At 61.4% G+C, this 22821-nt stretch carries 18 protein-coding genes and 1 pseudogene; 14 read left to right on the top strand and 5 right to left on the bottom strand.

The window, feature by feature from the left end:
* Positions 1-104: 104 nt before the first annotated feature.
* Both N8H74_RS25830 and N8H74_RS25825 read right to left on the bottom strand, forming a co-directional pair.
* Positions 105-725, bottom strand: a complete 621-nt coding sequence (locus N8H74_RS25830) for a TetR/AcrR family transcriptional regulator (protein ID WP_217833419.1) — start codon at positions 723-725, stop codon at positions 105-107.
* Between the two features lie 106 nt (positions 726-831).
* The gene (locus tag N8H74_RS25825; RefSeq protein ID WP_217833422.1) at positions 832-1740 is read right to left on the bottom strand and encodes a LysR family transcriptional regulator; all 909 of its coding nucleotides are present in this window, start codon (positions 1738-1740) and stop codon (positions 832-834) included.
* Positions 1741-1896: 156 nt separating this feature from the next.
* Between N8H74_RS25825 and N8H74_RS25820 the strand changes: the two genes are divergently transcribed.
* Complete coding sequence (locus tag N8H74_RS25820) at positions 1897-2886, top strand: zinc-dependent alcohol dehydrogenase family protein (protein ID WP_217833425.1); 990 nt, start codon at positions 1897-1899, stop codon at positions 2884-2886.
* 103 nt (positions 2887-2989) lie between these two features.
* On the opposite strand, the gene N8H74_RS25815 is transcribed toward N8H74_RS25820, so the two are convergent.
* A complete protein-coding gene (locus N8H74_RS25815; protein WP_217833428.1) occupies positions 2990-3475 on the bottom strand; it encodes an Lrp/AsnC family transcriptional regulator in 486 nt (161 codons plus the stop codon).
* Between the two features lie 130 nt (positions 3476-3605).
* On the opposite strand from N8H74_RS25815, the gene N8H74_RS25810 reads away from it, so the two are divergent.
* From N8H74_RS25810 to N8H74_RS25800, 3 genes are all read left to right on the top strand, one after another.
* Positions 3606-4637 carry a histone deacetylase family protein gene (locus N8H74_RS25810; protein WP_262151321.1) on the top strand — a complete coding sequence of 344 codons (1032 nt, stop codon included), beginning with the start codon at positions 3606-3608 and terminating at the stop codon, positions 4635-4637.
* Positions 4638-4762: 125 nt separating this feature from the next.
* Positions 4763-6196 carry an amino acid permease gene (locus N8H74_RS25805; RefSeq protein ID WP_262151320.1) on the top strand — a complete coding sequence of 478 codons (1434 nt, stop codon included), beginning with the start codon at positions 4763-4765 and terminating at the stop codon, positions 6194-6196.
* A gap of 12 nt (positions 6197-6208) precedes the next feature.
* The gene (locus tag N8H74_RS25800; protein WP_262151318.1) at positions 6209-7273 is read left to right on the top strand and encodes an ornithine cyclodeaminase; all 1065 of its coding nucleotides are present in this window, start codon (positions 6209-6211) and stop codon (positions 7271-7273) included.
* A gap of 113 nt (positions 7274-7386) precedes the next feature.
* Here N8H74_RS25800 and ycaC read toward each other — a convergent pair whose 3' ends face one another.
* Complete coding sequence (gene ycaC / locus N8H74_RS25795) at positions 7387-8019, bottom strand: isochorismate family cysteine hydrolase YcaC (protein WP_217833438.1); 633 nt, start codon at positions 8017-8019, stop codon at positions 7387-7389.
* Positions 8020-8240: 221 nt separating this feature from the next.
* Here ycaC and N8H74_RS25790 point away from each other — a divergent pair, with 221 nt between their 5' ends.
* The 5 genes from N8H74_RS25790 (at position 8241) to N8H74_RS25770 (ending at position 15347) form a co-directional block, all read left to right on the top strand.
* Entirely contained in the window at positions 8241-8747 is a 507-nt protein-coding gene (locus N8H74_RS25790) for a sigma-70 family RNA polymerase sigma factor (protein WP_217833440.1), read from the top strand.
* Positions 8744-9712 carry a FecR family protein gene (locus N8H74_RS25785; protein ID WP_262151316.1) on the top strand — a complete coding sequence of 323 codons (969 nt, stop codon included), beginning with the start codon at positions 8744-8746 and terminating at the stop codon, positions 9710-9712. The genes N8H74_RS25790 and N8H74_RS25785 overlap by 4 nt, the downstream gene beginning before the upstream one ends.
* Before the next feature lie 101 nt (positions 9713-9813).
* Positions 9814-12249, top strand: coding sequence for a TonB-dependent receptor (locus tag N8H74_RS25780; protein WP_262151314.1), 2436 nt, complete (start codon positions 9814-9816; stop codon positions 12247-12249).
* Positions 12250-12543: 294 nt separating this feature from the next.
* Positions 12544-13677 carry a lactonase family protein gene (locus N8H74_RS25775; protein ID WP_262151313.1) on the top strand — a complete coding sequence of 378 codons (1134 nt, stop codon included), beginning with the start codon at positions 12544-12546 and terminating at the stop codon, positions 13675-13677.
* 101 nt (positions 13678-13778) lie between these two features.
* Positions 13779-15347 (top strand): sensor domain-containing diguanylate cyclase, encoded by a 1569-nt coding sequence (locus N8H74_RS25770; protein WP_262151312.1) that lies wholly within the window; start codon positions 13779-13781, stop codon positions 15345-15347.
* 30 nt (positions 15348-15377) lie between these two features.
* Here the strand turns inward: N8H74_RS25770 and N8H74_RS25765 are convergent.
* Positions 15378-16949 (bottom strand): annotated as a pseudogene (locus tag N8H74_RS25765) (winged helix-turn-helix domain-containing protein).
* Positions 16950-17212: 263 nt separating this feature from the next.
* Here N8H74_RS25765 and N8H74_RS25760 point away from each other — a divergent pair.
* The 5 genes from N8H74_RS25760 to N8H74_RS25740 all read left to right on the top strand — a co-directional run bounded on the left by N8H74_RS25760 (position 17213) and on the right by N8H74_RS25740 (position 22806).
* Entirely contained in the window at positions 17213-17977 is a 765-nt protein-coding gene (locus N8H74_RS25760; protein ID WP_217833447.1) for an SDR family oxidoreductase, read from the top strand.
* A gap of 38 nt (positions 17978-18015) precedes the next feature.
* Complete coding sequence (locus N8H74_RS25755; RefSeq protein ID WP_217833448.1) at positions 18016-18429, top strand: cupin domain-containing protein; 414 nt, start codon at positions 18016-18018, stop codon at positions 18427-18429.
* A gap of 73 nt (positions 18430-18502) precedes the next feature.
* Positions 18503-19594, top strand: coding sequence for an HlyD family secretion protein (locus N8H74_RS25750; protein WP_262151311.1), 1092 nt, complete (start codon positions 18503-18505; stop codon positions 19592-19594).
* The gene (locus tag N8H74_RS25745; protein ID WP_262151309.1) at positions 19591-21165 is read left to right on the top strand and encodes an MFS transporter; all 1575 of its coding nucleotides are present in this window, start codon (positions 19591-19593) and stop codon (positions 21163-21165) included. The genes N8H74_RS25750 and N8H74_RS25745 overlap by 4 nt, the downstream gene beginning before the upstream one ends.
* A gap of 177 nt (positions 21166-21342) precedes the next feature.
* The gene (locus tag N8H74_RS25740; RefSeq protein WP_262151307.1) at positions 21343-22806 is read left to right on the top strand and encodes an aldehyde dehydrogenase family protein; all 1464 of its coding nucleotides are present in this window, start codon (positions 21343-21345) and stop codon (positions 22804-22806) included.
* Positions 22807-22821 lie beyond the last annotated feature (15 nt).

The raw sequence follows: 22821 nt of genomic DNA, 5'->3' as shown, positions 1-22821 counted from the left end.
AATAAATGCCCTTCGACGACTGGAGGAAGGGCAAAAAGCAAAGCCGTTTGGGTGATGTGCTGCTCAGACCTGTAACGGTTCGACCGCTGGCCGACGATCAAAGATCAAGGCATGAGGCTACGCAGGATGAGATTGGAGGTGAGCGCGGGCGCCTCTTCAACGCAATCAAGATTGTGCTGCAGCAGTAGAGGATTGACGAATGGCCGCAGAGCAAGATGTATCGCATCGACCGTCTCGTCCAAGGGAGTCTTGCGTTCAAACTCACCTATCTCTCGCCCTTCACGCACGATTTGTAAAATGAACTGCTTGATCCTGGTGTCATAGACTTGCGAACTGGGCCACCGTTCTGACGCAGAAAACGCCGCGATGTCATAGAGCTTTCGATCATTGAAGAACAGGCTCGCACCCGTGGCGATCAGTGTTTTGACCAAGCGTCGAAAGCGCTCGGTCGGCGAAAGAGTCTCTACATTGATAGCCTGCTCAACGGCTGCAACGATTTCTGCCAGACAATTTGCACAGATGGCGTTGCCGATCGCCTGCTTGGAATCAAAAAACTTATAGATATAGGCTTTGGAGAAGCCAATGGCTTTGGCCAGGTCGGAGACCGTGGTTTTACCGTAGCCGTACTGACTGAAATGTTCGTTGGCCGCCGCGACGATTTGGTTTCGAATGTCGTGATCGGCTGGGCCACGGGCGCTGGGCGAAGATATCGATGGCTGATTCATGGGAGCAGCTTACGCACCCTACAGCGGACTGACAACGTGTGACCGACAAGATACATAGTCACAAACCCAGCGTTCCGGACGCTTCGCCAGAGTGGCTGAAAAACCGTCAAGAGGTACGCGCAGAAGACGCCCCCCACCCAAATGCCGCCTTCGCAAAATCAATGAAGCTGCGCAGCTTTGGCGTCAGGCGGCGGTCGGGGGCGTACAAAAGGCTCATCGGTGAAACCGGCACCGTGTAATCCGGCAGCAGGCTCACCAGTGTCCCGCTTCTCAGTGAGTCCCTGACCAGTTCCAGCGGCAGCATCACCACGCCCAACCCGGCGACAGCGCCGGACAACAACGGGTCGCCCTGATTGATCGTCAAACGGCTTTGAATCGGTACGTCGATGAGCCCCTCCGGACCGTCGAAGCGCAGGTGGGAGCGCCCGTCCGAATAGGCAAACGCCAGGCACTCATGCTCCTGAAGATCCCAGGGTGTGGTGATCGGTGGGCGGCGCGCCAGATACGACGGCGCGGCGCACAGCACCATGTGATACGGCATCAGTGGCAGCGCCTTCAAGCCGCTGTCGGCGAGTTCGCCGATGCGAAACACCACGTCGTACCCGCCGTCGACCAGATCCACCAGTTCGTTGGACAGCGTCAGGTCCACCGACACCTGCGGATACCTGACCATGTATTCCAACAGCCTGGGCGACAGCGTACTGACGCCGAAAGTGACCGGCGCATTGATCCGCAGCCGGCCGCTGGGCACACCTCGGGTCACGGCGGCCATTTCTTCGGCGGCGTCCATGTCGGCCAGAATCAGCTTCGCGCGCTGATAGAACGTGCGGCCGAAGTCAGTGAGGTGTTGCTTGCGGGTGGTGCGGTTGAGCAGCGACACACCCAAATGCTGTTCAAGCATTTTCACCTGCTTGCCCACCAGTTGCGGCGACAGGTTGAGCTCATCCGCCACCGCGCTGAAGGAGCCCAGCTCCACGGCTTTGACGAAGGTGGCCATCAGCGTAAGGCGATCCATTGGAAACTCGTTGTTTCTAGTCTTGCGCTATCGTAGGCATTTATCCGGCGCAAGCCAAAGCCTAAATTGGCGTCCATGGCACCGGCATCCGGTGCCCGATCTCAACCACATTCCGGCCGGCAGACGCCGGCCTCATTGTTCATTGCAGAGGCAACCATGGCACGCATTGTCAGGATTCATGAGTACGGCGACGCAAGCGTTTTGAAACTGGAAGCGGTCGATGTTCCGGCGCCCGGCGCCGACGAGGTGCAAATCGAGGTCAAGGCCTTCGGCTTGAACCGCGCGGAAGTGATGTTCCGCAACCACGCCTATCTTCAGGAAGCGCAGTTTCCCAGTCGTCTTGGCTACGAAGCGGCCGGTGTGGTGGTTGCCGTCGGCGCCAGCGTCAGCGAGTTCAAGGCTGGCGACGCGGTCAGCGTGATTCCGCCGCTGGACATCGCACGCTGGGGCACTTACGGCGAACTGGCGAACGTTCCCGCCCACCTCACGGTCAAGCACCCGCACACGCTCTCTTTCGAACAAGCGGCGGCGTCGTGGATGCAGTACGTGACCGCGTGGGGGGCGCTGGTCGAACAGGCCAGACTTCATCGGGATGATTTTGTGCTGGTCACCGCCGCCTCCAGCAGCGTCGGCCTCGCGGCCTTCCAGATTGCCCGGATGGTCGGTGCCACTCCGATTGCCGTGACCCGCACCCGCGCAAAAAAACAGGCTCTGCTGGACGCCGGCGCAGCGCACGTCATCGTCAGCGACGAAGAAGACATGGTCGCCAGGGTCATGGCCCTGACCGAAGGCAAAGGCGCGCGGGTGGTTTTCGATCCGGTGGGCGGGCCTTCGTTCGAGCCGCTGACCCAAAGCATGGCCCGGGGCGGCATCCTGCTGGAGTACGGCGCGCTGAGCCCGGAGCCAACGCCGTTCCCGCTGTTCACCGTGCTGGGCAAGAGCCTGACCCTCAAGGGTTACCTGTACTCGGAAATCGTCTCGGACCCGGCCACCCTGGCCCGGGCCAAGACGTTCATTTTCGACGGCCTGGCGTCGGGCGCCCTGCAACCGATCATTGCCAGGACATTCACCCTCGATGAAATTCAGGACGCGCACCGCTTTCTTGAGGCCAATCAGCAGGTCGGGAAAGTCGTGGTAACGGTCTGAGGTCAAAAACCGGCCCTGCCCGGACAGGCGACCAGCGGCCTGTCCGGCAGAGGCGTCCGCTGAAGATGCCCTGGCGGACCGCACCTCGCCATCGATACCGTGGCTAATCCAGCACCGGTATCCGGCTCACGGATTTGACCTCGCGCAGGGCCAGGCTCGACTGGATCGAGGCAATGCCCGGCTGCCTGCGCAATACGTCCTCGACAAAACGCCCGTAACTTTCCAGATCCGTTGCCAGAACCGTGAGCACGTAGTCCGCCTCACCGGTGACCTTGTGACAGGACAGAACCTGCGGGAGTTTGAGAATCACTTTCTCGAACTCATCGGGGGCATTTTCCGAATGGTTGCCGAACCTCACCTGCGCGAACGCCATGACATCGAAGCCGAGCTTTCGGCGATCCAGGTTGGCCTGGTAATCCTTGATGATGCCAAGGTCTTCCAGACGCTTGCGACGCCGCCAACTGGGCGTCACGGTAATCGACAGCTGTTCTCCCAATGCAGCGCTTGAGAGCGTTCCGTCCTCTTGAAGCAGGCGCAGCAGCTTTCTGTCGGTCGCATCCAACTCATCCAAAGCAATACTTTTGCTCATACACCTCAGCCCTCGCCAATCTCTTTGCTCAAATTGCCTTCGCGCGAGCAAATATCGCAAAGCATTTTCAGCGATGCAACGCGAAAATTGTTCTACACGAAATGACTCAAACAGCCCCGAGGACACTCGCGTGTTAACAGTTTTCAGCCCCAAGCATCGCTTGCACCACGGTTCAGAGCTCAAGGACGGGGCGGTAAAGCCCTCTTTCGAAAACCCTCAGCGTGCCGAAACCGTACTGGCGCGGGTGCAGTCGACGGTTCTGGGTGAGGTTATCCCCGAACGCGAATACGATCGCTCCTGCTACGTGGCCGCGCACAGCGAACGCTACGTGGCGTTTCTGGAGAATGCCTGGGCCGAATGGGCAGCCACCGGCAAACAGCATGACGCGCTGCCGCTGGTGTGGCCGGTACGCGATCTGGCGATCGATCGAGAGCCCGGTTTCATCGACGGCAAACTGGGGTTCTATGCAATGGACGCCGGTGCGCCCATCACCGCCGGAACCTGGGAGGCCGTGCGCGGCAGCGCCAACGTGGCATTGACCGCCATGGACCACATCATCGACGGCGCCCACAGCGCTTTCGCCCTGTGCCGACCGCCCGGGCACCACGCCGCGCGCGAGTACATGGGCGGGTATTGCTACCTGAACAATGCCGCGATTGCCGCCGAACGCTGCCGCAGCAGGGGCGCAAAACGGGTCGCGATCCTCGACGTGGATTTCCACCACGGCAATGGCACCCAGAACATCTTTTATGAGCGCCCGGACGTCTTCTTCGCCTCCCTCCATGGCGATCCGCATGTGTCCTACCCGTACTTCTCCGGTTACGCACACGAAGAGGGAGCAGGCGCCGGCCAGGGCTTCACGGCCAACTACCCGTTGGCCAAGGGCTGCACCTGGGACACCTATCGCCAGGCACTGTCTGAGGCGCTGGACCGGATCGTCGCGTTTGAACCGCAGTTCCTCGTCGTCTCGCTGGGCGTCGATACGTTCGAGCATGACCCCATCAGTCACTTCCTCCTGACCAGCGAAGACTTCGTCCGTATGGGGGCACAAATTGCCGCGGCTCAGCTGCCAACGCTGTTCGTCATGGAAGGCGGCTACATGGTGGATGAGATCGGCATCAACGCCGTGAACACCCTTCGCGGGTTCGAAAGCGGCCTTTAGAAAAAAACCGTGCGCAGGCTCGCCTGACCACGGGTGCCTGCAGGCGCCTGCGACTCGCCGTGTGTCGTCGGCGCTTTCCTTCCAACCGTTCGAAGCCTTGCTCAAACAAAAATAAGAGGTCGATCATGGAAAAACACTCCCACACTGCCGATGTACATCAGGACATCGGCCCCCCTCATAACGGGCATCTTCAGCGCACACTGGAGAATCGCCATATCCAGTTGATCGCCATTGGCGGTGCGATCGGCACCGGGCTGTTCATGGGCTCCGGGAAAGTCATCGCCCTGGCCGGCACTTCAATCGTGCTGGTCTACGCGATCCTCGGATTCTTCCTGTTCTTCGTCATGCGGGCCATGGGCGAGCTGCTGCTGTCCAACCTTCAGTTCAAGTCTTTCGCCGACATCGTCGCGACTTACCTGGGGCCGCGCGCCGGGTTCGTACTCAGTTGGTCGTACTGGCTGAGCTGGAGCGTCGCGGTGGTCGGCGATGTGGTCGTGGTGGCGGGGTTCTTCCAGTACTGGTTCCCGGACGTACCGGCCTGGATGCCCGCCATCTTCAGCATGTTCCTGCTGCTGGGGCTGAACATGCTCGCGGTGCGGATTTTCGGTGAGGTCGAGTTCTGGTTCGCGATCATCAAGATCGTGGCGATTGTCCTGCTGATCGTGACCGCGCTGATCATGATTGCGACGTCCTTCACCTCGCCGAACGGCACGGTGGCTTCGTTCTCGCACATGATCGAGGCGGGATCGATCTTCCCCCACGGCATCAGCGGCTTCTTCGCCGGCTTCCAGATCGCAGTTTTTTCCTTCGCCGGCACCGAACTGATCGGCACCACCGCCGCCGAGGCCAAGAACCCGCACCGTACTCTTCCGAAAGCCATCAACACCATTCCGGCGCGCATCCTGCTGTTCTACATCCTCGCGCTGGTCTGCATCATCAGCGTGGTGTCGTGGGCGGACGTGCCGGCCAACCGCAGCCCCTTCGTCGAGCTGTTCCTGCTGGCGGGTTTTCCGGCCGCTGCCGGCATGATCAACTTCGTCGTCCTCACCTCCGCCGCGTCGTCCGCCAACAGCGGCGTGTACTCCGGGTGCCGGATGCTGTTCGGCCTGGCCGAGCGAAATCTGGCGCCGGCGATCTTCGGCAAGTTGTCATCGCTGAGCGTGCCGGTCTACAGCCTGTTGTTCTCGGGTCTGTGCATGCTCGCGGGCGTGACACTGCTGTTCGTGATGCCCGAAGTCATGACGGTCTTTACGCTGATATCGACCATCTCGGCCATCCTGGTCATTTTCACCTGGTCGATGATTCTGGCGTCCTACATCGCTTACCGGAAAAAAGCCCCTGCCGCGCACCAGAAGTCCGCTTTCAAATCGCCTGGCGGCGTGCCGATGGCGGCCATCACCCTGGTCTTTCTGCTGTTCGTGCTGTGCCTGCTCGCACTCAGGGAGGACACCCGGCTGGCGCTCTACTTCATGCCGCTGTGGTTCATTTTCCTGCTGTTCGCCTATGGCCGCAGCAAGGCGTCGCCGTCCGTTGCCGCCCACATTCCTTCCGGAAACTAATGGAGATTACCCATGACCCGTTTTGTAGACGTCCCGACCATGTCCCGACTGGTGGAGGACATCGGTATCGCGCGATTCATCGGCGATCTTGCCGACGCGATCCGCGATGACTTCAAGCGTTGGCCCGATTTCGACAAATCGGCACGGGTGGCAAACCACTCCGACATCGGCGTCATCGAGCTGATGCCGGTCTCCAACGCCAAACGCTATGCCTTCAAATACGTCAACGGCCACCCGAGCAACACCCTTCGCGGGCTGTACACGGTGATGGCGTTCGGCGTTCTGGCTGACGTCGAGAGCGGCTATCCCCTGCTGCTCTCCGAGCTGACCGTCGCCACGGCATTGCGAACCTGCGCCACTTCGCTGATGGCGGCGCGTGCACTGGCCCGGCCGAACGCTCGGCGCATGGCGCTCATCGGTAATGGCGCGCAAAGCGAATTCCAGGCACTGGCGTTTCACTTCCATCTGGGCATCGAAGAAATTGTGGTCTACGACGTCGACCCGCATGCCACGGAAAAGCTCATGCGCAACCTGGCCGACTGTCCATCGCTGAAAGTGATCCGCGCATCGTCCACCGCCGAAGCCGTGCGAGGCGCCGATATCGTCACCACCGTCACGGCAGACAAGGCTTACGCGACCATCATCACGCCCGACATGCTTGAACCCGGCATGCACATCAACGGTGTCGGCGGCGACTGCCCGGGCAAAACCGAACTGCACGCCGATGTGCTGAAGGCCGGCACGGTGTTCGTTGAATACGAGCCGCAGACCCGGATCGAAGGCGATATCCAGCAGATGCCGTCAGACTTCCCGGTGGTCGATCTGTGGCGGGTACTGGCGGGCCAGGTCGAGGGCCGCGTGAGCGACGAACAGGTGACCATTTTTGATTCGGTGGGCTTTGCGCTGGAGGACTACTCGGTCTTGCGCTACATCAACGAACAGGCCGAAGCGCGCAATCTGGGCATCGGCATCGAGCTGGTGCCATGGGGTGAAAGCAGCGATGACAACGACCCCAAAGACCTCTTCCGCTACACCCGCTCCGGCAAAGCCCGCAGACCGGTACGGCGCATCGCCTGAAGGCAGGCTGACTTGACCTGGCAACAACTTTGCCCGCCTGATGGCGGGCTTTTTTTCGCCACACAACACAAAAGCCTGCTTTTCAGGGCAGGCCTTCGTGCATCCGCATCGGCTTATTTCTGTTGCGCGGTCAGTGCCGAGTAGCTGTTCATCAGGTTGCGGTAGTTCGGGATGCGCTGCGACAGCAGGTTGCCCAGGCCTTCGATGTCGTTGCGCCAGTCGCGGTGCAGCTCACAGGCCACCGAGAACCAGTTCATCATTTGTGCGCCGGCCTGGGTCATGCGGTTCCACGCGGCTTGCTGGACGGTGGTGTTGAAGGTGCCAGAGGCATCGGTCACCACGAACACGTCGAATCCTTCTGCCAGTGCCGACAGTGTCGGGAACGCGACACAGACGTCAGTCACCACACCGGCAATGATGATCTGCTTGCGACCGGTGGCCTTGATCGCCTTGACGAAGTCTTCGTTGTCCCAGGCGTTGATCTGGCCTGGACGGGCAATGTACGGCGCGTCGGGGAACATCTCTTTCAGTTCCGGGACCAGCGGGCCGTTCGGGCCTTGTTCGAAACTGGTGGTGAGTATGGTCGGCAACTCGAAGAACTTCGCCAGATCGGCTAGGGCCAGGACGTTGTTCTTGAACTCGTTCGGGGAGAAGTCCTGAACCAGGGAAATCAAACCGGTCTGGTGGTCGACCAGCAGAACTACGGCGTCGTCTTTGTTCAGGCGGTTGTAAGTTGGAGTGCTCATGTTTGAATCCCTTTTCAGTCGTTGGAGTTGTTGTTGCGTTCAAGATGGGCACAGATTACTGACACGTCCGAGCGAGATAAATCGGCTGAAAAGCGTTTCACCGTCAACTAAAAAGGGACAATCAAGAATCTGCATCCAAGGCTTTCAGAGAGCGTTGCACTGGCTCTCACCGCGCAGGTAGTATTGAGAGAGATTCTCACTAACATCTGGAAAGCCCACCAGTGCAATATCCTCCGTCCAGCAAGCTGGGATTCTTCTTCAGCGATCATCACCGATGGCTGCTGCAGCACATCAATCGGGAGCTGCGCAATCACGCGGACGCCGAGGACACTGCCGCCGATACGTTTTGCCAATTGCTGGTCGCTCGCGTCGATCCGGACAGCATCGACCAACCCCGGGCTTACCTGTCGACCATTGCCCGCCGACTGATGTTTGACCGTTTTCGCCGACGCAAGCTGGAACTGGCCTACCTCGAACGTTTGTCCGTTCTGCCCGAGGCCTTGGCCCCCTCCCCCGAAGAACAGCTGCAACTGATCGAAGCACTGGTGGCCATCGACCGAGCGCTCGACGGCTTGCCGATGATCGTCAAGGCCACCTTCCTCTACAGCCAGCTGGATGGTCTGAGCTACGTAGCCATCGCGCAGAAGCTGGAGCTTTCGGAACGCACCGTCAGTCGTTACATGAAACAGGCTTTGCGCCAGTGCCTGCTGTGCGAGGTGGCGCCATGAGCAAGCCGCGCCTTGATCCCGTCAGCGAGCAAGCCATCGACTGGATGGTAAAGCTTCGCGCCGGCACGCCTGATCCCGCGCTGCAGGAGCGCTTCAACGCATGGTTGGCGATGGATCGTGCGCACAGCCAGGCCTGGGCGACCCTGCAGGATCGTCTCGGTGGCTCGTTCAACACGGTGCGCGCGCTGGATCGACGCTTGCCCGGCCAGGCCAGCGAGGCCCGGCAGGTGTTATTGCAACCGCAGGCTTCGCGCCGCGATGCCCTGCGCGTGATTGCCGGCCTCGGTCTGTTCGGCACCAGTCTGTGGCTCGGCGCAAAAAGTCAGTTGGGTGAAGCGCTGCTGGCGGACCTGCACACCGGGCGCGGTCAGCGCCAGAGCTTCAATCTGGTCGACGGCAGCCGCCTGAGCCTGAACGCTGAAAGCGCGGTGGATCTGCTCTTCAACGACACACAACGGGTGATCATCCTGCGGCGCGGCGAACTGGTGATCGACGTGGCGCCCGATTCTCGCCGGCCACTGGTGGTGCGCACGGCTGAAGGCGAAATGCGCGCCCTGGGAACCCGTTTCCTCGTCACCCAAGTGCAGGACGCCAGCCGCCTGGTGGTATTGCAGCACTCGGTCGAGGCCCGCTTGTTCGACGGTACGACGCAAATCATCCAGGAAGGTCAGGCGGCGGTGCTGTCCTCGCGCAGAATCACCCTCGCCAGCGGCGATGAACGTCGGCGCGCCGCCTGGCTGAACGGGCAGTTGAATGTGCTGGACGAGTCCCTTGAGCAAGTGGTCGACGCGCTTCGTCCTTACAGCCGTGGATTGATGCGCGTGGCTCCCGAGGTTCGAGGCTTGCGCGTCCAGGGCGTGTTCCCGCTTGACGATCCTCAGCGCACCCTGAGCGCCCTGGCCGAAACGTTGCCGATACGCGTGGATCGCTACAGCCCGTGGCTGACGCTGATTGGCAAAAAATGATCCGGCGAGATTCCTTTTTTGATAATCAATCTCGTTTGTGTCCGGTTTTCATTTCTCGTCGCACCTATCTCCTGACACTTTCACAAAAACAGGAGAATGTTGTGTTCAACACGTGGCCCCGTACCCTTCCCGCCGCCGTTGCCCTGGCGACCCTGTCAAGCGCCGCGCTGGCGCAAGACTTGAGCTTCAACCTGCCGGCCGACCCGCTCGCCGGCACCCTTAATGCGATCGCCGGTCAGAGCGGGCAGATCATTTCGCTGGAGCCCTCGCTGGTGCAAGGCAAGCAGGCCCCCGCCGTGATTGGCCAGATGCCGGCCGAGCAAGCCATGCAAAAGGCTCTGTCAGGCAGCGGTTTACAGCTGCGCGTCACCGGGCAAGGCAACTTCAGCGTAGAGCCGGCCACCGACAGCAGCGCGGCCCTGCAACTGGGCGCCACCAACATTGTTGAACGCAGCCTCGGCGCCACCACCGAAGGTTCAGGCTCCTACGCCGCGCGAGCAGTAACCATCGGCAAAGGCACTCACACACTCAAGGAAATCCCGCAGTCGGTCACCGTAATGACGCGCAAGCAAATGGATGACCAAGACCTCACCGACCTCAAGGACGCCGCGAACAAGACCACCGGGCTGGTCGGCGTTCAGGGCGTCGGCAAAGGCATGATCCTGACCTCGCGTGGTTTTCAAATCGATGACTGGCAGTACGACGGCGTCCCCATCCCACGCAACACCTATGCGCTGGGCAACTGGGCGACGCAGGATCTGATCTTCTTCGATCGCATGGAAATCCTGCGCGGCGCATCCGGCCTGCTGCAGGGCACCGGCAGCCCTGGTGGCGCGATCAATCTGGTGCGCAAGCGCGGCCAGAACGCCCCGACCGTAACCGTGACCGGCAAGGCCGGCTCCTGGGATCATTACGGCCTGCAACTGGATGCCGGCGGACCACTGAACACGAGCGCAACCGTGCGCGGTCGCTTCGTTGCCGACGAAGACCAGAGCCACTCGTTCATCGATTACGAGTGGAGCAAAACGCACTCGCTCTACGGCGCACTCGACTTCGATCTGCGCGACGACACAACGCTTGGCTTAGCCGTCAGCCAGTCCAATGCCGAGTCCCGGCCGATGATTCGCGGCTTGCCACGCTATGCCGATGGCCGCTCCCTGGATGTCCCGCGCTCGACCTATACCGGCGCGCGCTGGAACCATGCGGACATCGACGTCACCACCGTTTATACCGATCTGGAACACCGCTTCAACGACGATTGGGCGGCCAAGGTCGGCGCCGTGCGCATGACTGAAACCAACAAGGCAAAAAACCAGCGCCTGCAAAGCATCGGCGACGCAATCGAAGCCGATGGCAGTGGTGTGCAATATGCCGACTTTGTGACGGATTTCGATTCGACCAAGCTCGGTCTGGACATGAACCTCACCGGCCACTTCGAAGCGCTGTCCATGGAGCAGGAAGTCATGCTGGGCGGCAACTACTCCAGATACACCTCTGACGACCGCTTCGCCCGCACCTTCAACGACAGCAGCGACACGATCTTCGGGATCGACCACGACCGTCCCGAAATCAGTTATGAAGGCTTGCTCAATACGCCGGGCGGCCGCGCCACACCGAGTCAATACGAGATTCGCCAAAAAGGCCTTTACGGCAGTTGGCGGGTCAAGCCGATCGAGCCGCTGACCCTGGTACTCGGCTCACGGGTCAGTTGGTATGACTACAGCTACAAATCGGCCACCCAGCAGGCCTTCAGCAATGTCGCCATCGCCGAACCTGAAAGCACCGCTGACGAAAACGGAGAAGTCACGCCATACGCCGGCATCATCTATGACTTGAGCCGTGAATGGGCGGTGTATGCCAGCTACACCGATGTGTTTGAACCGCAAACCGTGCGTGGTATCAACGGCTCCGTGCTCAAACCGGTGATCGGCAGCAACTACGAAGTCGGCCTCAAGGGCGAGTTGCTGGACGGCCGGGTCAACACCTCCCTGGCGGTGTTCCGTTATGACCAGAAGAACCGTGCCCTCAACGACCTGGCGTCAGGGTTCGCCTGCGATGGCTGGTACTGCTCGATTGCGGCCGGCAAGGTTCGCAGCCAGGGGATTGAAGCGGAGGTCAGTGGCGAAGTCCTGACAGGACTGCAATTGTTCGCCGGCTACACCTACAACACCACCAAATATCTCAAAGATCCGGAAAACGAAGGCAAAGTCTTCAGCACCTGGACGCCCAAGCACATGCTGCGGGTCTGGGGCGACTATCAGTTCAGCGGTGACTGGAACCGCGTCAGCACCGGCCTGGGCTTCACGACCCAAACTCATACCCTCGGCTACGAACATACCTTCGAAGTGCCGGGCTATACCGTATGGAGCGCCCGCCTCGGCTATCAACTGACGAAAGAGATCGGACTGGCACTCAACGCCAACAACCTGTTCGACAAGCACTATTACACGGCCGGATACAACCAGCTCAATGGCAACAACAATTACGGCGATCCGCGCAATGTGATGTTCACCGTGAAATACACCCCGACGTTCTGAGTACCGTCGGAACGACAAAAGCCTGCTTTTCAAAGCAGGCTTTTGTATTTCAGCGGATGACTTCTATCACGCGCCGACACCGAGTAGCGAATGGTGGGGAGCATGAAGTCGGCAAGTCATCTGATGACATAAGAAAACCATCAACAAAGCTCCCCCTCACCCAACGGCGGTGCGTGCGGGAAAACTCCGATTGGCTCCTGATTTAATGCGTTTTGTCCTTGCAAAAAACCATTGATGCCATTCAAATCAAGTCATAGGATGACTGACCACAATCATAAAAATAATGGATTACTCATGAATAAAACTCTCCTGGCAGCCTGCGCCATTGCATGCGGACTCAGCCTGCACGCGAATGCCGCCACGTTTGCCTACATCTCCAGCCCGGCCGACGGATTGATTTCCCAATATCAGCTTGATGAAAGCAACGGCGCGTTGAGCCTGATCAATCAGGTCAGCGCGGGTGACCAGGTCAATCCAATGGCGCTCTCGCCGGACGGCAAAGTGTTGTTCGCGGCGCTGCGGGTCAAGCCGTTTCAGGTCCAGAGCTTCAGCATCGATCCCGAGACCGGGCGTCTCACGCCACGATCCAAAGCGCCTCTGGCCGAGAGCATGGCCTACCTGTCCACGGACAGACAGGGGCGCTACCTGCTCGCCGCTTCTTATGGCGCCGACTTGCTGAGCGTGCAGGCCATCGACAAGGCTGACACGCCTTCCACCGACATCCGCACCTACAAAACCGGTCTGCACGCACACTCGTTGCGTACCGACCCGAGCAATCGATTCGCCTACGCGGGTAACCTGGGTGCTGACCGGGTTCTGCAATACAGCCTGGACGCCAGCACGGGTACGCTCACTCCGATCGGCGAGGGTTATGTCAGTGTCCCGGCCAACACCGGGCCTCGGCATCTGGCCTTCTCCCCTGATGGCAAATTTCTCTATGTGGTCGGCGAAATGAGCGGCACGGTCAGCGCGTTTTCAATCAATGCCGACAGCGGTGCCCTGACCCCGATTGCCGTCGCCAACGGCATTCCCGAGCGTTTGAAACTGGCCCATGGCGAAGTGCGCGACGCACGCAATAACGACTTGAAGGACGACCCTACCCCGCGTATCTGGGCGGCTGATCTGCGGATGTCGCCAGATGGAAAGTTGCTGTTCATGAGCGAACGCACCAGCAGCTCCGTCTCGGTGTTCGCGGTGGATACGGCCCACGGTAGCCTGAAGTTTCTCGACAACTACCCGGTTCAAGAGAAACAGCCCCGCAACATCGCCCTCTCCCCCAACGGTCACTGGTTGATTGTGACGGGCGAAAAAAGCGACAAGGTTGGCTCCTACGCAGTGGCCAGTGACGGTGCGTTGAAGCGGGTGGCCGAAGCGGCCTCGGGCAAAGGCGCGTTGTGGATCGAGGTCCTGCAAACCGGCGGGCAGTGAATGGTGGCGACAGGAAAAGTCGCCTGTGTGCCCAATTCTGCGCACGTCTTGTCATAATCCTCTGACGCACTCGTTTTATCGCAGCGCCAGAGGAGACCTTGATGCTCGGACGCACCCCATCAGAGCCGGACACAGACAACGTCACGTCACGCTCTTCCATCAACGCCGCCCGCGCCGGTTCGATATTCCGGCTGACGGTGAGCTTCATGCTGATGGTGGTTTTTGCCTTTCTGGCGGTCGAGAGCTGGCGGACCTGGCGCGACTATCGTTCGGCGTTCGCCTCTGCGCGCGACTCGGTGACCAACCTGGCCCGCGCCACCGCGCAGCACGCCGAAGACACCATTCGCCAGATGGATGTGCTGACTGCAGCGCTGAGTGAGCGGGTCGAGGGTGACGGCCTGCAGAACCTCGACGTGCCGCGTATCCACAATCTGCTGGTGCAACAATCGAAAATCATGCCGCAACTGCATGGCCTGTTCATTTACGGCGCCGACGGACAGTGGATCGTCACCGACAAGGAGGTCACGCCGGAGACCGCCAACAACTCCGACCGCGATTATTTCCAGTACCACCGCACTCACGATGACCGCCATGTGCGCATCGGTGAGGTGGTCGAGAGTCGCTCGACTCACGACCTGATCATTCCCATCTCCCGTCGCCTGAACAACCCCGACGGCTCGTTCGCGGGCGTGCTGCTGGGCACGGTCAAGGTCAGCTACTTCGTCGACTACTACGGCGACTTCAGGATCGATGACAAGGGCGCGCTGGTCCTGGCCAAGCGTGACGGCACGATTCTGGTGCGCCGACCGTTCATTGCATCGGTGATCGGCAAGAGCCTGTCCGGCAGCGAGATCTTCAAACACTACTTGCCCAACTCCAGCGAAGGCGTCGCGGAGGTCAAAGCCGTGGTCGACGACACCGAGCGCCTGTATGGCTATCGGGCGCTCTCCACCTACCCGTTGGTGGTGGAAGCCGGTATTTCCCGTGAGTCGATCATCGCGCCGTGGCGCCAGGACCTGTTGAAAAACGGCTTCGTCCTGGTGTTCCTCAGCCTGGTGATGACCGGTTTCGGCCTCGTCGTGCTGCACCAGCTGCGCCAACGAATCGCGATGGAACGCGAGATCCGCCACGCCCATCAGGCCATGCGCGACATGGCGCTGACCGACAGCCTCACCGGGCTGGGCAATCGTCGGCGTCTGGACAATGCGCTGGCCGATGAAATACGTCTGGCCCGGCGCCAGGGGTCGGCGCTGTCGTTGATCATGCTCGATGTCGACTACTTCAAACGCTACAACGACCAGTACGGCCACGCCGCCGGCGATGATTGTCTGAACGCGGTCGGCCGTGCGGTCCAGCAAGCGGTCAGACGCCCAAGTGATCTGGTCGTTCGCTACGGTGGCGAAGAGTTCACGGTGCTGCTGCCCAACACCGACAGCGCCGGGGCCATTCAGGTCGCCAGAGACATTTTGCAGGGCATCCGCTCACTGAAACTGGAACACGCCGGGCATCCACTGGGTTACGTCACCGCCAGCGCCGGGATCACCACACGGCATCCGGTCGATGCCGAGCTGACGCCGGCCCATTTGCTGAAATCGGCGGATACCTGTCTGTATCAGGCCAAGCAGTCGGGCAGAAACCGTTGGTGTTCGGCGGATGAGTCGGGGCAGTGAGTATCCCGCTCGGATGACGCGCTCTGGCAGTTACTCAGGCAAGCCCGCCAGCCGCAACCCGTCGACAAGCCGGGCAAAGTCCTCGGGCCGCTGGATCGGCAGCCACCCCTTCAACCGGGACACGCGAATGGCAGGATCCAGCGCCCGCAAACGGGCCAAGGCCACCGCTGCTTTGTCCTCTCGCCCGCACAGCGCATGACCGGCAGCCAACAAGGCCACTGCCGGCAGCAGGCTGGGCAGATTGCCCAAGGCTTTTTCCGCCCAGGATGTGGAGAGATCAAAGCGGCCGGCGAAGAAATGCGCCAGCGCCACGCCCACCTGCATACGGAACATTTCCGGGTCCACGGGACTCAGGCGCACGGCGTGATTGAGGTTATCGATGGCCGCATCGGTTTCGCCGCGCAAGGCGCGCAGGATACCGCCCAGATACCAGGCGGGCGCCAGGTTGGGGTTGAGCAGTCGGGCGCGATCGAGCAAGGCGATTCCACAGTCGACATCCCCGGTCAGATGGGCCAGAGCATGGCCGCAGCGGGTCAGCGCCACCGCGTCATCACGACCAAGCTCCACTCCCAGGCGCGCCAGCCGCGCGCCTTCGGCCACTTCGCGGGGCGGGTCGATCATCCAGCCGTTGAGTTTGCGCCAGAAATGACACCAGGCCGCCATGCCGTAGGCTGAGGCGAACTCCGGATCCAGTTCGATCGCGCGATAGAACAGCGCCAGCGACTCGCCGATGGCATCACGGGTGGCGATGTGCAGCTTGGCCGTGCCGCGCAGGTAGTAATCGTAGGCATCCAGGCTGTCGGTGGGTTTGCGTTTGGCCCGCTCGATTTCCGCCCGCTCCAACTGCGGAGCAATGGCACCGACAACGCTTTCGGTGACCTGATCCTGCAACTCGAAAATGTCATCCAGCAGGCCTTCGAAGCGCTCGGCCCACAGGTGGGTGCCGGAGCTGGCATCGAGCAACTGGCCGGTGATCCGCACCTTGTTGCCGCATTTGCGCACGCTGCCTTCCAGTACATAACGCACGCCCAGTTCCTGGCCAACGCCCCGGGCATCCACCGCCCTGCCCTTCTAGGTGAAACTGGAGTTGCGGGCGATGACGAACAGCCAGCGCAGGCGCGACAACGCGGTGATGATGTCTTCGGCCATGCCGTCGGCGAAGTAGTCCTGCTCCGGGTCGCCGCTGAGGTTCTGGAAAGGGAGGACGGTGATCGACGGCTTGTCGGGCAGAACCAGCGCGACGTTCGGCGGCGGCAGTGGCTCAGGTGGCGAAAGAGCCTGCGCCGGGCTTTCACTCAAAGTGATTTCACCGACAAAGCGGTAGCCCTTGCGCGCCACGGTTCGCACCAGCCGCTGTTGCTCACCGGTGTCGCCGATGGCCTTGCGCACGGCGTTGATGTGGCTGGTGACGGTCGACTCGGAAACGATCCGGCCACTCCATACCGCACTCAGCAATTCGTCCTTGCTGATCACCCGCTCGTGATTGCTGACCAGTTGCAACAACAGGTCAAAAACCTGCGGCCCGATGGTCACGACTTGCCCGCGCCGGGTCAGCTCCCGACGCTGCTGGTCGAGCACAAAATCTTCAAACACGAATTGCACGGTGGCCGGTTCCCGTTCTGGCGCCCCGACTCCGTGTCCGAGTGGGCGGTTTATTGTGCGCTCAATGATACGGCAGACCTTGGCCCACCGCATCGGTCCGGGAGAGTGGTCTACACAACAAACGCAAGATTGGATCGTTTGGACGCAAATCCACGATTTCGCCAAGGTAAATCCAAGACCGACGCAAGGATTTGCCGAGCCGTCCGAGGCATGCTCAAGGCACATCGACAGCAATGGTTGCTGTCGGCAAGCGGAGAGACGCCATGAAGATCGTCGTTATCGGAGGCACCGGCCTCATCGGATCGAAACTTGTAAAGAATCTGCGCGAGCGCGGCCATGACGCCCGCCCCGCATCGCCCAACACCGGGGTGAACAGCATCACCCGCGAAGGCCTGGCCGAGGCGATGGATGGCGCCGAAGTGGTGGTCGATGTCTCCAACGCGCCGTCGTGGGAAGACCAGGCGGTGCTCGATTTCTTCGAAACCTCCACCCGCAACCTGCTGGCCGCCGAAGCCGCCGCCGGGGTTCGCCATCACGTCGCGCTGTCGGTCGTCGGCAGCGAGCGACTTCCGGCCAATGGCTACTTCCGCGCCAAAGTCGCGCAAGAGAATCTGATCAAGGCGTCCAGCATCCCCTACACCGTGCTGCGGGCCACTCAGTTCTTCGAATTTGTCGGCGGCATCGCCCAGTCGGCCACCGAAGGCGATGAAGTGCGCCTGTCGCCGGCCCTGATCCAGCCCATGGCCTCCGACGACGTTGCGGCAGCACTGACGGATGTGGTCCTGGCTGCGCCGGCCAACGGCACGCTGGAAGTGGCCGGCCCTGAAGCCATGCCGCTGGACGAGTTGATCCGGCGCTATTTCCGCGCCACTCACGACACCCGCAAGGTCATCCCGGACGTCCACGCACGCTACTTCGGCGATGTGCTCGACGACCAGTCGCTCACTCCGCTGGGCAGCAACCCGCGCCTGGCCCCGACGCGCTTCGAGGACTGGCTGGCCCGTTCGACCACGCCAACCCAACGCTGAGGCGCTGAAACCCGATTCTTATCTGAAGGAGTATTGCCATGTTCAGCCGAATCCTGATCGCCGCCGCTATCGCGGCCCTGTCGATCACCAGCGTCTCGGCCGCCGAGCCGCAACCGGGCAAGGTCACCGTGGTGTTCGACCATGTCCTGCCCAATGTTCCGGGCAAGACCATGAAAGGTGTCGTCGTGGAGTATGCGCCTGGTGGCGCATCACCTGCGCACTTCCATCCGAAATCTGCCTTCATCTACGCCACCGTGCTTGAGGGCGCGATACGCAGCAAGGTCGGCGACGCGCCCGAGAAGGTCTACAAGGCCGGGGAAAACTTCGTCGAACAGCCGGGTGACTTCCATGCCGTGAGCGCCAACGCGAGCGCTACCGAACCGGCGCGCCTGATGGCCGTGTTCGTGCTCGACAGCAGCGAGACCGACCTGGTCAAGCCCGTGAAGCCGTAACCGATCCACATCCCGGTCAACCTTCGGCGGCCCTCGGCTGCCGGAGGTATTGGCCATGTGCAGGACCCTCAACATGAACGCGCCCCAGTACACCGTCACCAGCGATCAAAATGCCGATACCACGCCCCCGGCGCCACGCAAAAGCAAGCGCAAGTCAGTGGGACTGCTGCTCTGTGCCAGTGCTCTCGCGGTCCTGACGGGCGGTTACTTCATGCTGTTCGGCGGCGCCACCATCTCCACCGACAACGCCTACGTGCGTGGCGACGTCACTTCGCTGGCGGCCAAGGTGGCCGGTTATGTCACCACTGTAGAGGTGCGCGATAACCAGCAAGTCCAGCGCGGTGAGGTGTTGTTTCGCATCGACGATCAAGACTATCGCGCACGCCTCGCTCAGGCCGAGGCCAACTTCAAGTCGGCCCAGGCACGCTTGAGCGATGTCGATGCCCAGACTCAACTGCAACATGCCCAGATTCGCCAGGCCGAGGCCGAACGACGTTCAGCCTCGGCGCAGATGAACCTCGCGAGCAAGACCCACGAACGCAACCGCAAGCTGATCGTCAGCAATGCGGTGAGCCAGGCGCTGGTCGATGAAACCGCCGCCGCCCAGACCCGCGCCTCCGCAGCGGTCGAAGCCGCCTCGGCAACGGTCGAGGCGCAACAGCAGCGCATCGCCGTGCTCCTGGCCCAGCGCGGCGCGGCCTTGGCGGCCGTGGCGCAGGCCCAGGCCGCCAGCGATCTGGCGCGGATCGACCTGGACAGCACCGTGGTGCGCGCGCCCGTGGACGGTGTGGTCGGTAACCGCCAGGTGCGCGTCGGCCGTTTCGTCACGCCAGGCGTCGCCTTGCTCGACATCGTTCCGGTCCAGGATGTGTGGGTTGTCGCCAACTTCAAGGAAACCCAGCTGGAACACATCAATGCCGGCCAACGGGTACGCATCACTGTCGACGGCTACCCCAACGACGCCCTTGAAGGCGTAGTCGACAGTTTCGCCCCCGGCAGCGGCTCGGCCTTCAGCCTGCTGCCCACCGACAACGCCACGGGCAACTTCGTGCGGGTGGTGCAGCGGGTGCCGGTGAAAATCCGCCTGGCCCACAATCCGTTGCCCGGGCGCATCGTGCCGGGCCTGTCGGCGCGGGTTGAGGTGGAGCGCGGAGGTGGATCATGAAGCGGCCTGGCAGAACCCGTCCCGGCGCCCTGCTGCTGATCGGCATCCTGCTGGCCAGCCTGACTGAAGCGATTGCCGGCACCGCGCTGGTACTGGGACGTAACGACATCATCGGCGACACCTACGCCACGCCCGATGAGTTTGCCTGGCTGGACATCGGCTACACCGCCTTCAAGATGATCGGTTTTCTCACCGCGTCAGGATTGCTGGCCCGCTTCGCCCCACGCAAGGTGATCGTCGGCGCCACCCTGGTCATGGGCCTGGCTTGCACGATGGCGGTCTTCAGTACCCGTCTCGAGCTGCTGGTTTCGTTGCGCATCGTCCAGGGTTTTGCCGGCGGGACATTGCTGGTGGCAGGCCAGATGCTGATTTTTCGGGCCTATCGACGCACGCTGCAACCGCTGCTGCAGGCCCTGTTCGCCATCGGCGCGGTGGTTGCCTCCGCGACCCTGACGCCCGCGCTGCAAGGCTGGCTGGTCGACAGCCAGTCCTGGCGCTGGATATTTCTCAGCGTCGTGCCACTGGCGCTGACCGCCAGCGGCCTGATGCTACTCACCGACACCCCGACACCCGCCAAGGCCAGTCAGCGGCCCTTTGACTGGCTCGGTGCTGCGCTGAGCGCTACCGCCCTGCTCTGCCTGACCTACGTACTCAGCCAGGGCGAGCGCTGGGACTGGTTCGAGGAACCGCGTATTGTCTGCCTGACGCTGATCGGCAGCGCAGCCCTGCTCGGGTTTCTTGGCCAGCAACTGTTGACGACCGGTCGGGGGCTGCTCGATTTCAACCTGTTCAGCTCGAGCGATTTTTCCTTTGCCTTCATCGTCAGTTTTATCGCCGGCGCCGCCTTGTTCGGCAGTGCCTACCTGATTCCGGCCTTTGCCTTGTCGGTGCTCGGCTTCACCCTCACCGACGCCGGCCTGCTGTTGTTGCCCAGCGGCGCATGTTTTGTCGGCGCCCTGCTCATTTCGGCCTACCTCATGCAGGCACGCAGAGTGGCGCCGTTTGCGACAGTGCCCTTTGGCATCCTGATGATCATGATTGCGATGTGGATGCTGTCCGGCTCGACCAGCGAAAGCGGCTGTCAGGACATGATGGCCGCCATCCTTTTGCGTGGCCTGGGGCTGGGCTTCCTGTTTCTGTCGATCACGCTGATCGCCTTCACTCAACTCAACAGCCGCAACCTGGCGGCCGGCATCGGCCTGTTCAACACCGGCCGACAATTGGGCGGGCTGATCGGTGTGGCCGGGCTACAGACCCTCATCGAGCATGGGCACGCGGCCAACGCCGTGATCCTCGGCACTGGCGTCACACCCGGCACTCCTGCGCTGATCGAACGGCTGACCGGCACAACCGCATTGTTGATGGGCAGAGGCATGGACACTGCGACGGCTGGCCGGGCCGCAATCGATCTGCTGGGGCGCACGGTGTCCGGGCAATCGACCGTGATTGCCTTCGACAGCGCGTTCATGGCGGTAACATTGCTGTTCGCGCTGGCGGCACCGATGCTGGTGGCGATCAAGATTGCCTTTGCCAGGCATGCGAAAGGCTCGGCTGCATCGATGCACCGCTAGCTCGCCGGATACAGCAGATTATCCCTTGCCAACTGGAATAACGGCACATTCAGCCTGGGGTGTTTTGTTAGCTTAACGAGAGGAAATTGCGCCGGGTTTGCACGAGGCGCCACGGCGATGCTTCGGCTCGCAATCTCCGTTAACAGCGCCTTATTTCTGCTCCAGGGAGCGAGTTGGATGACCACACAATCTTCAAACAGCGACTGCGTCGATCCGCAAACAGCCCGACAGTTTTACATCGACGGACGTTGGTCTTTGCCGGCAATGCCTGCCAGCGTAACCGTGATCAATCCGGCCACCGAGGCCGTGGTCGCAGAGGTTGCCTGCGGGTCCGGGCAAGATGTTGATCGCGCCGTGGCGGCGGCTCGTGCCGCATTTGCAGGCTGGTCTGTTTCCTCCCCGGCTTCGCGTGCGCACATTCTCGGAAAGATCCATGAGCTGATCCTTGAGCGAAAGGAAATCCTGGCTCAGGCCATTTCTCTGGAAATGGGCGCCGCCATCAGTTTCGCGCGGGCCATGCAAGTCCCCTTGGCGGCTGAACACGTTCGGGTCGCACGGGACATTCTGTCAACCTACCGCTTCCAGACGCTTGAGGGCAGCACCGCCATTGAACGTGAAGCGATAGGCGTCTGCGGCCTGATTACCCCGTGGAACTGGCCGCTTTATCAAATCACCGCGAAAGTCGCCCCGGCGATTGCCGCCGGTTGCACGGTGGTCTTGAAGCCCAGCGAATTATCCCCTTTGAGTGCCCTGCTTTTTGCGCAAATTGTCCATGACGCAGGCTTGCCGCCCGGAGTATTCAATCTAGTCAATGGCAGCGGCCCCGAGGTCGGTGGCGCGATGGCTGCGCATCCCGATATCGACATGATTTCAATCACCGGTTCCAACCGCGCAGGTGCGTTGGTCGCACAGGCGGCTGCCCCGACGGTCAAGCGGGTCACCCAGGAGCTGGGCGGCAAATCGCCAAACCTGCTGCTACCCGACGCCGACTTCGCCAAAGCCGTGCCTGCGGGCGTGATGTCGGCCTTTCGCAACGTCGGCCAGTCGTGCAGCGCGCCGACGCGCATGATCGTTCCCCGCGACCGCTTGGCGCAGGTCGAAGCGCTGGCGGCTGCCACCGCCAACGCGATCATCGTCGGTGATCCGCAATCGGAAGAAACGGTGCTCGGCCCGATTGCCAACGAAGCGCAATTCAAGCGCGTGCAAGTGATGATCGACGCAGGTTTGAGCGAAGGTGCAAAACTGGTATGCGGCGGACCGGGGCGCGTAGCGGGCCATGAAGTTGGCTTCTTCACTCGTCCGACGGTTTTCTCCGAGGTCGACCCAGGCATGCGGATCGCCCAGGAAGAGATCTTCGGCCCGGTGCTGTGCATCATCGCCTACGACTCCATTGATGAAGCAGTCACCATCGCCAACGATACGGTCTACGGACTGGGCGCTCATGTGCAGTCGCAAGATCTGCAACTTGCACGAGCCGTTGCTTCTCGCATTCGCTCGGGACAAGTGCTGTTGAACTACCCCGCCTGGAATCCCATGGCGCCCTTCGGTGGCTATAAACGCTCGGGCAATGGCCGTGAATATGGGGTTCATGGTTTCGAGGAATACCTGGAAACCAAGGCTATTGTCGGGTTTGGTGTGTAGCAGAAACAGCGCCGA

Origin of the sequence: Pseudomonas sp. B2M1-30 (genome assembly GCF_025447575.1) — a bacterium.
Classification (GTDB): domain Bacteria; phylum Pseudomonadota; class Gammaproteobacteria; order Pseudomonadales; family Pseudomonadaceae; genus Aquipseudomonas; species Aquipseudomonas botevensis.
This window is presented reverse-complemented; position numbering and strand designations above follow the sequence as displayed.

Bases quoted from the DNA above. Each gene is read 5' to 3' on its own strand.
- N8H74_RS25815 (WP_217833428.1), bottom strand. From the start codon at position 3,475: ATGAGCAAAAGTATTGCTTTGGATGAGTTGGATGCGACCGACAGAAAG.
- N8H74_RS25820 (WP_217833425.1), top strand. From the start codon at position 1,897: ATGGCACGCATTGTCAGGATTCATGAGTACGGCGACGCAAGCGTTTTG.
- N8H74_RS25825 (WP_217833422.1), bottom strand. From the start codon at position 1,740: ATGGATCGCCTTACGCTGATGGCCACCTTCGTCAAAGCCGTGGAGCTG.
- N8H74_RS25760 (WP_217833447.1), top strand. From the start codon at position 17,213: ATGAAGATCGTCGTTATCGGAGGCACCGGCCTCATCGGATCGAAACTT.
- N8H74_RS25770 (WP_262151312.1), top strand. From the start codon at position 13,779: ATGCTCGGACGCACCCCATCAGAGCCGGACACAGACAACGTCACGTCA.
- N8H74_RS25740 (WP_262151307.1), top strand. From the start codon at position 21,343: ATGACCACACAATCTTCAAACAGCGACTGCGTCGATCCGCAAACAGCC.
- ycaC (WP_217833438.1), bottom strand. From the start codon at position 8,019: ATGAGCACTCCAACTTACAACCGCCTGAACAAAGACGACGCCGTAGTT.
- N8H74_RS25805 (WP_262151320.1), top strand. From the start codon at position 4,763: ATGGAAAAACACTCCCACACTGCCGATGTACATCAGGACATCGGCCCC.
- N8H74_RS25745 (WP_262151309.1), top strand. From the start codon at position 19,591: ATGAAGCGGCCTGGCAGAACCCGTCCCGGCGCCCTGCTGCTGATCGGC.
- N8H74_RS25750 (WP_262151311.1), top strand. From the start codon at position 18,503: ATGAACGCGCCCCAGTACACCGTCACCAGCGATCAAAATGCCGATACC.
- N8H74_RS25785 (WP_262151316.1), top strand. From the start codon at position 8,744: ATGAGCAAGCCGCGCCTTGATCCCGTCAGCGAGCAAGCCATCGACTGG.
- N8H74_RS25830 (WP_217833419.1), bottom strand. From the start codon at position 725: ATGAATCAGCCATCGATATCTTCGCCCAGCGCCCGTGGCCCAGCCGAT.
- N8H74_RS25775 (WP_262151313.1), top strand. From the start codon at position 12,544: ATGAATAAAACTCTCCTGGCAGCCTGCGCCATTGCATGCGGACTCAGC.
- N8H74_RS25800 (WP_262151318.1), top strand. From the start codon at position 6,209: ATGACCCGTTTTGTAGACGTCCCGACCATGTCCCGACTGGTGGAGGAC.
- N8H74_RS25755 (WP_217833448.1), top strand. From the start codon at position 18,016: ATGTTCAGCCGAATCCTGATCGCCGCCGCTATCGCGGCCCTGTCGATC.